The organism is Haloferula sp. BvORR071, assembly GCF_000739615.1.
Classification (GTDB): domain Bacteria; phylum Verrucomicrobiota; class Verrucomicrobiia; order Verrucomicrobiales; family Akkermansiaceae; genus Haloferula.
Genome location: NZ_BATP01000022.1, coordinates 61,354 through 74,773 on the forward strand (window position 1 = coordinate 61,354; position 13,420 = coordinate 74,773).

General features: G+C 64.5%; 5 protein-coding genes. All 5 read left to right on the forward strand.

Features of this window, described 5'->3' with window-relative positions; translation table 11 throughout:
* Positions 1-56: 56 nt before the first annotated feature.
* The 5 genes from BV071_RS10435 to BV071_RS10455 all read left to right on the forward strand — a co-directional run bounded on the left by BV071_RS10435 (position 57) and on the right by BV071_RS10455 (position 13,418).
* On the forward strand, positions 57-3,617 hold the full coding sequence (locus tag BV071_RS10435) for a LamG domain-containing protein (RefSeq protein ID WP_035606124.1): 3,561 nt from the start codon (positions 57-59) through the stop codon (positions 3,615-3,617).
* 25 nt (positions 3,618-3,642) lie between these two features.
* Positions 3,643-7,053, forward strand: a complete 3,411-nt coding sequence (locus tag BV071_RS10440) for a hypothetical protein (protein WP_265594307.1) — start codon at positions 3,643-3,645, stop codon at positions 7,051-7,053.
* A 46-nt stretch (positions 7,054-7,099) separates the two neighbouring features.
* Positions 7,100-7,798: a hypothetical protein gene (locus tag BV071_RS10445; RefSeq protein ID WP_035606130.1), complete on the forward strand. Its 699-nt coding sequence runs from the start codon at positions 7,100-7,102 to the stop codon at positions 7,796-7,798.
* A gap of 38 nt (positions 7,799-7,836) precedes the next feature.
* Positions 7,837-9,726, forward strand: coding sequence for a sulfatase-like hydrolase/transferase (locus tag BV071_RS10450; RefSeq protein ID WP_075090881.1), 1,890 nt, complete (start codon positions 7,837-7,839; stop codon positions 9,724-9,726).
* Between the two features lie 275 nt (positions 9,727-10,001).
* Positions 10,002-13,418 (forward strand): response regulator, encoded by a 3,417-nt coding sequence (locus BV071_RS10455; RefSeq protein ID WP_035606134.1) that lies wholly within the window; start codon positions 10,002-10,004, stop codon positions 13,416-13,418.
* The last annotated feature ends 2 nt before the right edge of the window (positions 13,419-13,420 follow it).

The following is a 13,420-nucleotide window of genomic DNA, read 5'->3' on the forward strand; positions in this document are numbered from 1 at the left end:
TTTTTTTGCCCCTGCCCTTCCTCAGGGCCCTTTGCATTCAAAACCGATACCTTACCATGTTGCTCCACAAACTTCATTTGATTACCCCCCAGAGCGCCACGCGCCGCTCCCTCACCGGCGCGCTGCAGACCGGCGCCCCCACTGACGCCCTGCTCCAAGCTCATCGCGAAGACGCCGGCCGCCGCCGCTCGCGACGCTCCTCCTACTATCTCGCGCGCCTCGCCACCGCCGCCGCGGTCATGTCCTCCATCACCGATGCCGCCGTACTGGTCGGCCTCGATCCCGCCACCGCCCTCTACGACAGCAACGTGAAGGGCATCGTCGATGACGGCGGCACCGCTGGCAGTAAGTCCGGCATCCCGATCCTCGGCGATCCGGAGCACGCCCTCGGCGCTACCTTCAACATCAGCTTCACCCCAACCGCCGCCGACCTGGAACGGGCCACACCCACTGCGGCGCGAACGGTGCTGCTCATCGAGGTCGGCGGCACTTCAAATGGCATCGGTGTCTATCTGATCGATGGCGTGCCGACCCTGCTCTCCAAGCAGAGCTCGAACGATGTAACGGTGCCCGGCTCGCTCAATGACACCACGCTCCCGGCGATCGCGGTGCAGAACCCGATCGGCAAGCTCAACGCGGGCACCGCCTATTCGATCTCCGCTTCCTGGGATCACATCGGCACGGTCGAGCTGGTAGTCCAGCCGGATGGCGGCACCGCGGTGAAATCGCGCCACACCATCTCCGGCACCCCGGGAAACTGGTCCGGCAATGACACGCTGTCGGTGAAGACGATCAGCAGTGTCGGCTCGGTCGGAGGCCTGGCGGGAAGCAATGCCGCGAACGTGCTGGGACCGCCCTTCGACGTGAACAACGCCTCGAACTTCAGCGGCGCAATCACACGGGCGTTCTTCTGGAATGCCTCCGCGGTCACGCCGCCGGTTCCTACGCCACCTGCCGTACTCGGCTTCGAGGTCACTCCCTTGCCAACCACCAATCAAGTGCGCCTGCACTGGCGGGTGACGGAAGGCGGCGCGCCTTCGCCCACCAGCATCCAGATTAAGACCGGCGGCACGGTGATCTACACGCCACCAGGCTTGGAAGGCTTCTACGACCTCGCCGCCAGCACTGCCACGCAATTCACCCTGAGCGCGACCAATGGCAATGGCGTGACCGACAAGAATGCCACGCTCGCCGCGGAATCTCCCTTTGCCGCCGCGGTGCGCGCAGATGGTGCGGTGGCCTGGTATCGCTTCAATGAGGCAGCCGGCTCGCAGTTGTTCGCGGACTCCGCGGAGAATGCCCTGCCCTTCGATGGCCGCAGCTACGGCCAACCCGCCAGCGGCAGCACCGGTTTCCTCGGGGGCGCGGCGCTCTTCGATGGCGGCAGCGGTGGCATCCTTCCTTCCATCTTCGATCCCAGCACGCTGGACACCGGCTTCACGGTCGAAGCGATCGTGAAGCGGGCCCCCGGCGTGGTGGGTGCGAATCCCGTGATCCTGGGCCAGAAAGGCAGCGGCGGCCGCATCCACCTCGCCTCCACCGCAGACGGCAAGATCGTGACCGATATCGGTGCGGGCCAGCTCAAGCATGCCGATGCCACCTTGAGCGATGATACATGGGCTCACCTCGCAATCGTGGTCGACAAGCTGCACACTGAGATCCGCTTCTACCTCGATGGCGTACAGGTCGGCAGCAGTGCCGATGGCTTGAACCCTGACGGCAGCACCTTCGATCCGAACTTCCTCTTGGAGAGCTCCACCGAGGAATGGATCATCGGCGTTGGCAAGGCTCTCGCCGGCAATCACTGGAAGGGCAACATCGATGAGATCGCGGTCTATCGCCGCCTGCTCGATGATCCGGATGCCAATGGCGACAAGTCCGACTCGCGCGTCGCCGCCCACCGCGATGCCTGGTGGGGCCAGACCGCCGGGATCATCGGCTTCAGCGCCTCCAAGCTCACCGTCAGCTCCGGTGATCCGGTCGTTCTCTCCACCCTCGTCGGCGCCAATGTCAGCTCGGTGAGCATCGACCACGGCGTCGGCACGCTGCCACTCACCAATGGCCGTGCTTCAATCACCGTGAATCCCACGGCGACAACCACCTATCAAATCACCGCCGGCAGCGAGACCCGCAGCGTCACCGTCACCGCACTGCAATACCAAGTGCCGCAAGTGAAGGGCTTCCAAGTCACCAAGCTCGCCACCCCGGGCCGTCTGCGCCTGCACTGGAAGGTCACCGAGGGCGAAGCACCGAATCCGACCACCCTGAGCTTCAGTGCCGGTGCCACGGTATTGCACACGACCAGCACCCTGCAGGGCTTCGCCGATGTCGATGCCCCGGGAGTGACCCAAGTCACGCTGCATGCGGCAAATGCCACCGGCCCCACCGATGTGACGGATAGTGTCGATACCGAAAACGCCTTCTCCACCGCCGTGCGCCAGGATTCACCGGTCGCTTGGTTCCGCTTCAACGAAGCGGCGGGCACCGAGCTCTTCGTCGACTCGGCGGACAACACGGCACCGCACAATGGCCACCCTAACGGCAGCCCGGTGGGTGGCGTGACCGGCATCGTCGATGGTGTGATCACCCTGGATGCCAACGCCTCCGTCACCAGCGACTTGATCCTCAACCCGGCGCAACTCGATCCCGGCTTCACGATCGAAAGCGTGGTCCGGCGGGATCCCACGATCGGTAACGCCAACCGCGCGATCGTCAGCCAGTCCGACCTCAACGGCACCGGTCGCGTGCTGCTCTCCGTCTCCGATGCGGATGGCACGCCCCGCACCTACCTGGGCCAAGGCGTGCGCAAGGACGCCGACGCAAAGCTTGCCGAAGAAACCTGGGCCCACCTCGTGGTGGTGGTCGATGCATTGCACACCGAGGTCCGCTGGTATCTGGATGGCGTGCTGGTGGGCACCACCAAGGACGGCCTCAACCCCGATGGCAGCACCTTCGACCCGAACTTCGTCTTCGAAGCTTCCGAAGGCGTCTGGAACATCGGCACCCAGAAGACCCTGACCAATGACCGCTGGCGCGGCGAGATCGATGATGTGGTGGTCTACAACACCTTGCTCGACGATCCCAATGCCGACGGCCAGACCGATGACTCGCGCATCGCGGCCCACCGCGCGGCCTGGTGGAGCGGCACCAGCGGCGTGATCCAGCTCTCCAGCAGCGCCAGCACGATCCAATCCGGCGGCGAGGCGGAGCTGACGATCAAGGTCGGCCCGGACATCACCTCGGTCAGCATCGACAAGGGTGTCGGCAACGTGCCACTGGTGAATGGCAATGGTGCGATCACCCTCCATCCCACGGCGACCACCACCTACACGCTGACCTTCAGCGGCCCCGGCGGCAGCTTCACCCGCACGATCACGATCACGGTCGGCACGACTCCGCTCAAGGTGATCACCACCTCAATCCAAGGCGGGAACCTGTTGGTGAACTTCACCGGCGCGGCCTCCACCACCTACAACGTGAGAGGCACCGATACCCTCTCCGGATCCTTCACTGAGAACCTCGGCACGGTCTCGACCGATGCCAGCGGCAACGGCACCGCCACCATCCCCCTCGGCAGCACGAGGAAGAAGTTCGTGCGGATCGAGGACGCGCAGTAATCGCGCCAGCCCCGGCTGAACTACGATGAACACCGTAACTCCAAAGCAATCCACGAGGGCAGAGCGCGGCTTCGCGCTGGTGATCGCGCTCTCCCTCCTGGTCCTGCTGCTGGTCCTCGCCACCGGCCTGCTCTCGCTCTCCACTGTGAGCTTGCGCGCAAGCAGCCGGGGAGCGCTCCAGCGGCAGGCCCAGGCGAATGCCCGCCTTGCCTTGGAGTTGGCGATCGGCCGCCTACAGTCCCTCGCCGGTCCGGACCAGCGCATCACCGCGCCTTCCGGTCTGGGCGGCGACAGCAAGGCACGCCCCCACCTCACCGGTGTTTGGGAAGGCTGGCGCTGGGATGGCCTGGGCAGCGCCCCGGATTGGAAGAAGGAGAAAAGCAAGCGCTTCAAGGGCTGGCTCGCCTCCGCCCCTCAACCGAAGACCAGCGATGAAGTCGAATTCGCCAAGGACGAGCTGCCCGGCGAGCGCGTGGCACTCGTCTCCGCCACCGCCAAGGACAAGGCGGTGGAAGCCGCTCGCGTCCCGCTCCAAGCCAAGGGCGACGGCTTCGCCTGGACGGTCTTCGACGAATCGCAAAAGGCCTCGGTCACTGTGGATGCGGCCGAGACCAAGACCTTCGCTGACACTCACGACCGAAGCAGTGCAGCGAGCCGCTATGGCTTCCAAGCAGTGAGCGATGCCGATTGGACCGCGCTCGCCGACAAGGCGACCGATCACACCAAGCTCCTCAGTACCGGCCAAGCCCGCCTCGCCGGATTGAAACAGGAAGACACCCGCTTCCACGATCTCACCAGCGGCAGCCGCGGCGTTCTCGCCAATGCCGCCGAAGGCGGCCTCGCGGGTGACCTCTCGCGCCTCTTCGATACCCCCGCCCTGCCCGCCACCTTCGCCTCCCGCTTCCTCTACTCGGACAAAGACGCACCGCTGGTCGGCATGCCCGCGCGCTTCAGCGGCGCGAACCCGCTCCCCTCACCCGATCCATCCTGGAGCCTGCTGCAATCCCACTACCGCTCCTTCACCCGCCTCAGCGGCGGCGAGTCGCCCTTCTTCGATGCCCAGGTCAGCGCCGTCACCGCGCGTCCTTCCGCCGCTACCGCAGCCAATCAACTCCTGCGCCACAAGGCCTTCACCGAGCAGCAGATCGCACCGGTCGTCGCCAAGGCCCAGTTCGTCTTCAGCCTGGCCTTCGGCTACAACGGCGACACCCTGAATAACATGTGGTCGGAGGGCAGCGCCCGCAAGACTCCGCCGGAACAGCGCGACGAATACATCACCTGGGTGGTCATCGATCCGGTGATCACGCTCTGGAATCCCTACAACGTGCCGCTCCGCTTCACCGGCGCACGCGTCGAACTCTACCGCATCCCGCTCGCCTACCGCATCTACAAGAACGGGCAGCTCATCAATGCAGAGTATACCAAGCTCACCAACGCCCACACCCCCGAGGACTTCAAGACCCGCCAGGCACGCTTCTACCGCCTGAACATCCTGCCGGAAGACGGCGCCAGCGAGCGCATCCTCGCTCCCGGCGAGCACGTCGTCTTCACCGCCCACAACCACAAGGTCCACGGCGGCCACGAATACAACCTCACCGGCGTGGATCTCCGCCCCGGCTTCCACCCGCCTGCTGGCAACGCCAGCGACCTCGAAGTCGGCGGCGTGACCACCCAGAACATCTTCGTCGACAAGAACGGCGCATCCTCCGGCAAGGACTACGGCAAGACCGTGCGCACCATCGCGGTGAAGGGCGGCGACCGCATCCAGATCGAGGTCAAGGCCGAGCGCGCAGGCATCGACAACTTCAAGGAGACCGGTGGCAAGGAGATCACCGGCTTCATGAAATACTACCTCGGCGGCGGCAATGTCACCCGCCTGTTAGGTGGCGTAGAGCTCGACTATGGCGACCGCGAGCAAGAGCTGCTGCCTCACTTCCCGCCGGATGACCTGCCCACCATCGTGGTCCCCTCCGACATCCCGAAAGGCAGCACCGCCGGCCTCAATGCCGCGCGCCACGCGCTGCGCTTCAAGGAGCCCTTCCTGCTCTCCACCTTCCAGACCAAGACCGAGCGCGACTCCCGCTTCCCCTCCCGCTCCTGGCTGAACAACGCACCTGCCAATCTCTACGCCAGCGAAGGCCTGGACCAGGCCGAGGACTTCAAGGAGCACCAGTACGAGTTCAAGTGGGAGGTCATGACCGACTGGCCGCCGAACAGCCCTACCATCGAAATCAGCAACACCGGCAACCGCGGCTACGGCGGCCCCGGTATCTACGCCCAGAGCGGGGTTGAATTCGCCACCTATGCCACCCTGCCACTCGCACCCGCGCACTCCCTGGCCCAGCTCCGCCACGCCCCGCTGAATGTCGGCGGCCAGCTCCCGCTCACCGGCCAGATCGTCGCAAACTCCTTCGAGCCATCCCTCTTAGGCGATGACCGCGTCCGCGCCGACGCAGGCAACCGCACCTACCTCGACCACTCCTATCTCGCCAACAACGCGCTCTTCGACCGCTGGTTCCTCTCCAGCGCCGCGAACCATCCTGCCCTCCCCGGCCAGAAGGAACGCAAGGCGAAGGACCTGCTGGAGAAATTCCTAAGCAGCACCGCCCAGCTCCCTAACAGCCGATTCACTCCTCACGCACCCGGCGCCGACCCCAAAGACCTCGCCGAGCAGCTCAGCAGCAATCCGGAAGCCTACAAGCAAATCGCCGCACACCTCCTCCTCGACGGCCCCTTCAACGTCAACTCCACCAGCCTCGCCGCTTGGCAGGCCCTGCTCGCCTCGAACTTCGGCGAAAGCGCCCCGCGCATCGAGGACGGCAAGCTCAGCGCCGATGCAGGCGATGGCCTGCCAGTCCTGCGCAACTCACCTTCCGCATCCGGCGACCACGAATCCTCCGGCGGCAATGCCGACCACGTGAAGTGGAACGGCTACCGCCGCCTGAGCGAGGAGCAGATCACCAAGCTCGCCGAGGAGATCGTGAAGGAAGTGAAGGAACGCGGTCCCTTCCAATCCCTCGCCGAGTTCGTCAACCGCCGCCCCGGCGATGGCCAGCACGCCAAGCAAGGTGCACTCGAAGCCGCCATCGAACGCGCCGGCCTCAATGCCAGCGTCCTCGATCCCACCCACACGCTGCCCGATGGCGGCAATACCGCCGACGGAGCACCCGGCGTCATCAACCAGGCCGACCTCCTCACCCCGCTCGCACCGCTGCTACTCGCCCGCGGCGATACCTTCCGCATCCGCGCCTATGGCGAGGCCGGCGATGGCGGCAGCAAGGCCCGCGCATGGTGCGAAGCCACGGTCCAGCGGGTCCCCGAATACATCGACTCCACCGAGCGCCCCGAAACCACACCCGAACTTCCCGTCAATCTCCGCTTCGGCCGCCGTTTCGAAATCGTCGCCTTCCGTTGGCTGAAGTCGGCCGAACTCTGAGAACGCCTTCCCATTCCACCAAATCTCCAACCACACCACACAAAGCATGAAGACACTGGCATCCATCCTCGCACTTGGCCTGTCCGCCGTGGCAGCCCATGCGGACCAAGCACGCACCGTGGAGGCATCCTTCTACTGCTTCAAGAACGTGCCCGGCGCGGAGACCATCCAGATCCTGGGTGGCAGCGCACCCGCAAGTGTCCGCCTCTCCGCCGCGAACATCAGCAACTCGGTGCCACTCACCGTGAATGGCGAGCTCGCCATCATCGGTCGCACCGGATCCACCGAGCCCGCGGCCAAGGTCAAGATTCCCGCTTCTCTCAGGAAGGCATTGGTGGTGCTGCTGCCCGCTCCGGCGGGCAGCAGCGAAGCCTACCAGGCTTTCGCCATCGACTACTCCCGTGAGAACTTCCGCAAGGGCACCTACCGCCTCGTCAATATCTCGCGCCACGCGGTCCGCGGCGCGATCGGCCGCAGCTATGCCGAAGTGAAATCCGGCGGCACCGGCGATATCGAACTTCAGGGCGACGAGGGCGCAACCCAAGGAGCCAAGTTCGAGTTCAATGACAAGGGCGCATGGAATCGCCTGACTGAAACCCGTTGCGCCGTACGCCGCGACCGCCGCTGGCTGGTCGTCGTGCATGAGGACCCGGTCACTCAGCGCATGAACCTCCGCAGCATCCCCGATCGCGAATCCCAAGGCACCTCTACTCAGACCATCGCCACCGCCGACACTGGCGAATGAACCATCCATCACCACTTCTCCTACCATTCTACTCCAAGATGAAAACATCCTACGCACTCCTCGGGCTCCTCGCATCCCTGGCCATTCCCGCGCACGCCGAACGCAAGCCGAACATCCTCGTCATCGTCGCGGATGACCTCGGCTACGGCGAGCTTACCTCCCAGGGCTTCAGCAAGGACATACCTACGCCGAATATCGATAGCATCGCCAAGAACGGCGTCCGCTTCACCAATGGCTACGTCAGCGGCCCCTATTGCAGCCCCACTCGCGCCGGCTTGCTCACCGGCCGCTACCAGGAGCGCTTCGGCCACGAGTTCAATCCCGGCCAAGCCACCAGCGAAGGCGAGAAGATCGGCCTCTCCCTGCAGGAGACCACCATCGGCAATCGCCTCAAGACCGCGGGCTATGCCACCGGCTGGTTCGGCAAGTCACATCTGGGCAATGATCCCGAGTTCCACCCGCAGAAGCGCGGCTTCGATGAATTCTACGGCTTCCTCGGCGGCGCGCACAGCTACGTGAATGCCGGCCAAGGCCAGAACGCCATCCTCCACGGCACCGAGCCCGTGAAGGACCCCGGCTACCTGACCGAAGCCTTCGCCCGCGAAGCCTCTTCCTTCATCGAGAAGAAGAAGGCCGAGCAGTGGTTCGTCTACCTGCCCTTCAATGCCGTCCACGCCCCGCTCGAGACCTTGGAGAAGTACGAGAGTCGCTTTAGTTCCATCCAGGATCCGAAGCGCCGCAAGTTCGCGGCCCTGCTCTCCGCCTTGGATGACAATGTCGGCACCGTGCTGAATAAGGTCCGCGATCTCGGCCTCGAGGAAGACACGCTGGTTTACTTCTTCAGCGACAACGGCGGCCCCACGCCCTCCACCACCTCCGGCAATGGCCCTCTCAAGGGTTACAAGGCACAGACCTCCGAAGGCGGCGTGCGCGTCCCCTTCTTCGTCCAGTGGAAGGGCAAGATCCCCGCCGGCAAGGTCGATGAGCGCCCGGTGATCCAGCTCGACATCCTGCCCACCTCGCTGGCAGCCGCCGGCGTGGAGACCGATCCGGCATGGAAGCTCGATGGCGTAAACCTGCTCCCCTACCTCAAGGGCGAGAAGACCGAAGCCCCGCACGAGGCTCTCTACTGGCGCTTCGGCCAGCAACTCGCCATCCGCAAGGGCGACTGGAAGCTGGTGAAGTCCGTCGCCGATGAGAACGCGAAAGGCGGCGCCGGCAAGGCCAGCATCGAAGGCGCGAAGCTCTACAACCTGAAGGACGACATCGGCGAGAAGAACGACCTCGCCGCCGCCAATCCTGACAAGGTCAAGGAGCTCTCCGAACTCTGGAGCCATTGGAACAGCGAGCTCGTCGATCCCAAGTGGACCCCGAACGGTGCTCCTCGCGGTCAAGGCGGAGGCCAAGGTCGCCCCAATGGCGGCGGTGCGGGTGGCGGACGCAATGAAGCGGTCAGCAGCAATGCCTCGCATGAAGGCCCCTGGAAGTCCGGTGACGTCCTCAGCTCCGTCGATTCACCGGACATCACGGGCAAGGCCTTCACCGTGGCACTCGACATCGAAAGCACGGATGCGCCTGCCGGCGTCATCCTCGCCCAGGGCGGCAGCGCCCGCGGCTACGCCCTGCACGTGGAGAACGGCAAGCTTGTCTTCTCCCTGCGCGATGGCGGTAACCTCAGCAACGTGACCACCACCGAGCCACTGGCTGCTGGCAATCACAAGATCGAGGCCAGCCTCCAAACCGACGGCACCGCCTTGATCAAGATCGACGGCAAGTCAGCCGGCGAAGGCAAGCTGGGTGGCGTGGTCACCCGCCGTCCTGGCGAAGGCCTCACCATCGGCAGCGATGGCAATGCCCCCGTCGGCGAATATGCCGCCCCGCATAACTTCAACGGCAAGGTCAGCCAGGTCACCATCAAGCCGCTCTAACATAAGACTGTCAGGTTAGGCTCGCTCATCCCACGCCGCCCTTCGTCCCCATCCGGACGGAGGGCGGCGTTTTTTTATTCTGGCGACTTCAAGTATCTCCCTCGCCTCACCGTGCAAAAGGCACTCCATCGCATTTCTCCGGCACCCCTCTCCTCCGGACTAATCTTCTTGTCGCCTCCCGGCCACCCCCGCTTTTCTCGGCAGGCACTCCCCTTTTTCCCGTTAGATCGGGGAGCCCCCATTTGGCTCGCGAACCACTTCTCCTGTCGCACCCCATGCCGATCCACTATCGTCAACCCGTCTCCGCTCCGCGGAAGGCGGTCAGCAACCTGCCCCTCTACATCGGCTTCGCCGCCGGGCTGATCTTCTTCCTCCTCAGCGGCCTCAATACCTACCGCAATACCCAGTCCCTGCGGGAGAATGCCCGCCTGGTCGCACGGACCCACGATGTGATCGGCTCGCTTGAGGTCCTGCTTTCCCAGCTAAAGGACGCTGAGACCGGCCAGCGCGGCTACCTCATCACGGGCAAGGATGACTATCTCCAACCCTACCACACTGCCCTCTCCGGGATCACGGTAGAGCTCGACCGCACCCGCGACTTCACCAAGGACAGCGCCATCCAAAAGGACCTGCTCCGCCAAGTGGAGGCCCAGATCGCAGCAAAGCTCAGCGAGATGGATGAAGCGATCAAGCTGCGCCGCGACCGTGGCTTCGAGGCCGCCCGCGACTTTGTCATGACCGATCGCGGCAAGCAGACCATGGACAGCCTCCGCACCAACCTGGAGTCCATGAAGCGCGAGGAGCGGCGGGTGCGCACCGTGCGGATCGATGAGATGGACGCCGCCCATCAGGTTGCGCTGACCAGCGGCTTTTTCACCGCGGGATTGGGCATCGTCCTGTCCTTCACCGTCATGTGGCTCATGCGTCGCGCCCACGCCCTGCGCCGCCAGCAGGATTGGCTGCAGAGCGGCAAGCTGGAACTCAGCGAGGTGATGTCCGGCGAGAAAGGCCTGGAACCACTCGGTGAAAGCATCCTCGCCTTCCTCACCCGCTACTTGGACTCTCAAGCTGGTGCCGTCTTCGTCGGCCGAAAGGGCGATTTCAAACGCGTGGCCCTCAGCGGGGTGCCTCTCGATGGCCGTGTCCCGGAGCGCGTCCAGCCGGGCGAGGGACTGCTTGGTCGCGCCATCACCGACCGATCGTTACAACGCATCGACGAGGTTCCAGAGGGTTATCTTGTGATGGGTTCGGGACTCGGCAAAGGCATTCCTCGCCACTTGCTCATTCTCCCCGCGCTGACCGATGACTCGGTCAATGCCGTCGTCGAACTTGGCTTCTTGCAGCCGCCCCATAAGCAGAAGCAGGAGTTCCTCCAACAGATCTCCGAATCCATCGGCGTGGTAGTGAAGTCCGCGCTCTATCGCGAGCACCTCCAGGAGCTGCTCGAAGAAACCCAGCAGCAGTCGGAGGAGCTCCAGGCCCAGAGCGAAGAACTCCGCGTCTCGAACGAGGAGCTCGAAGAACAAGGCCGCGCCCTCCGCGAATCCCAGTCGCGCCTGGAACTCCAACAAACCGAGCTTGAGCAGACCAACGTCCATCTCGAAGAGCAAACCCAGCGCCTCGAATCCCAGCGTTCCGAACTCATCCGCGCCAAGCAATCGCTGGAGAGCCAGGCCCGCGTCGTCGAGCAGGCCAGCCGCTACAAGTCGGACTTCCTCGCGAACATGTCGCACGAGCTGCGCACACCGCTGAATTCCTCGCTCATCCTTGCCAAGCTCCTCGCCGACAACCGCCCCGGCAATCTCACCGAGGAGCAGGTGAAGTATGCCTCCACCATCGAGTCCGCGGGCAATGACCTCCTGGCCCTCATCAATGACGTGCTCGACCTCTCCAAGATCGAAGCCGGCCACATGGAGATCCACGCCGAGCCGGTCGGTCTGGCGAAGCTCACCGATGGTCTGCGCGCCATCTTCGAGCCCCTTGCTCGCCAGAAGAAGCTCGAGCTGACCATCGAGCTGGCCGCAGGCACCCCGGACCGCATCGAGACTGATCCTCAGCGACTCCTCCAGGTGCTTACCAATCTCCTCTCGAATGCGGTGAAGTTCACCGACACTGGCAAGGTCGCACTGCGCGTCCACCGCGCCGACAACGGACTGGTCGCCTTCGAAGTGGAGGACACCGGCATCGGCATCGATGCCGAGCAGCACCGACGCATCTTTGAGCCCTTCCATCAGGCGGATGGCACCACCAGCCGCAAGTACGGTGGCACTGGCCTTGGCCTCTCGATCTCGCGGCAATTGGCGTGGCTCTTGGGCGGCGAGATCCAGCTCAAGAGCGAACCGGGCCGCGGCAGCACTTTCACCGTCCTGGTCCCGGAAGTTCACACCGGGCCGCAGAAGCACCCCGTGGCGCAACCACTTCCCGCTCCTCGCGAAACATCGCGCCCAGCCGCCCCCATTCCCACGGCCCGTGTCCCCGATGACCGCGAGCGCCTGACCGGCAATGGCCGCATGATCCTCGTCGTGGAGGACGATGAGACCTTCGCTGGCATCGTCTTGGACCTCGCGCACGAGATGCACTTCCAGTGCCTTATCGCCACCACTGCGGAGGAAGCCCTTGCCTTGGCTCAGCAGCACCTACCCAGTGCCGTGGTGCTGGATGTAGGCCTACCGGATAACTCCGGCCTCTACGTGCTGGAGCGCCTGAAGGGCGATGCCCGCACCCGCCACATCCCCGTTCACGTCGTCTCCGCCAGCGACTTCACCGAGAAGGCCCTGGCCCTCGGGGCCGTCGGCTACATGCTCAAGCCGGTCAAGCGCGAGCAACTCGTCGAGGCCTTCGAGAAACTCGAAACCCATTTCACCCAGAAGATGCGCCGCGTCCTCCTCGTCGAGGATGATCCCGTGCAGGTGAGCGCCATGAAGGACCTCCTCGGCTCCCGCGAGGTCGAGACCGTCTGCGCCGGTTCCGCCGCCGAGTGCCTGGAGCGGCTCAAGACCGATACCTTCGACTGCATGGTGCTCGACCTCACTCTGCCGGATGCCTCGGGCTTCTCTCTGCTGGAGACTCTCAGCGCGGAGGACTCGTACTCCTTCCCCCCCGTCATCGTTTACACCGGCCGCGACCTCGGCTCCGGCGAGGAGCAGCGCCTGCGCCGCTATTCGAAATCGATCATCATCAAGGGCGCCAAGTCCCCGGAGCGCCTGCTCGATGAGGTCACCCTCTTCCTCCACCAGGTGGTCTCCGACCTGCCGCCGGAGAAGCAGCGCATGATCGAGTCTTCCAACAACCGCGATGCCGCACTGGAAGGCCGCCGCATCCTCGTCGCGGAGGATGACGTCCGCAACGTCTTCGCCCTCACCAGCCTGCTCGAAGGCCGCGGCGTGAAGCTCAGGATCGCCCGCAATGGTACCGAGGCCCTCGCCGCCCTCGATGAGGCCACCCGGGACCCCGCCAAGGCCGTCGATCTGGTGCTGATGGACATCATGATGCCGGAAATGGATGGCCTCACCGCCATCCGGGAGATCCGCACGCGCCCGGAGTGGAAGCGCCTCCCTGTCATCGCCCTGACCGCCAAGGCCATGAAGAACGACCAGGAGGAGTGCTTGGCCGCTGGCGCGAACGATTATTTGGCGAAACCCTTGGACGTGGAGAAATTGCTCTCCTTGATACGGGTGTGGATGCCACGCTGACT

What these genes read in the sequence shown, in the direction of transcription:
- BV071_RS10435 (WP_035606124.1), top strand. Translation starts at nt 57, where the DNA reads ATGTTGCTCCACAAACTTCATTTGATTACCCCCCAGAGCGCCACGCGC.
- BV071_RS10450 (WP_075090881.1), top strand. Translation starts at nt 7,837, where the DNA reads ATGAAAACATCCTACGCACTCCTCGGGCTCCTCGCATCCCTGGCCATT.
- BV071_RS10445 (WP_035606130.1), top strand. Translation starts at nt 7,100, where the DNA reads ATGAAGACACTGGCATCCATCCTCGCACTTGGCCTGTCCGCCGTGGCA.
- BV071_RS10455 (WP_035606134.1), top strand. Translation starts at nt 10,002, where the DNA reads ATGCCGATCCACTATCGTCAACCCGTCTCCGCTCCGCGGAAGGCGGTC.
- BV071_RS10440 (WP_265594307.1), top strand. Translation starts at nt 3,643, where the DNA reads ATGAACACCGTAACTCCAAAGCAATCCACGAGGGCAGAGCGCGGCTTC.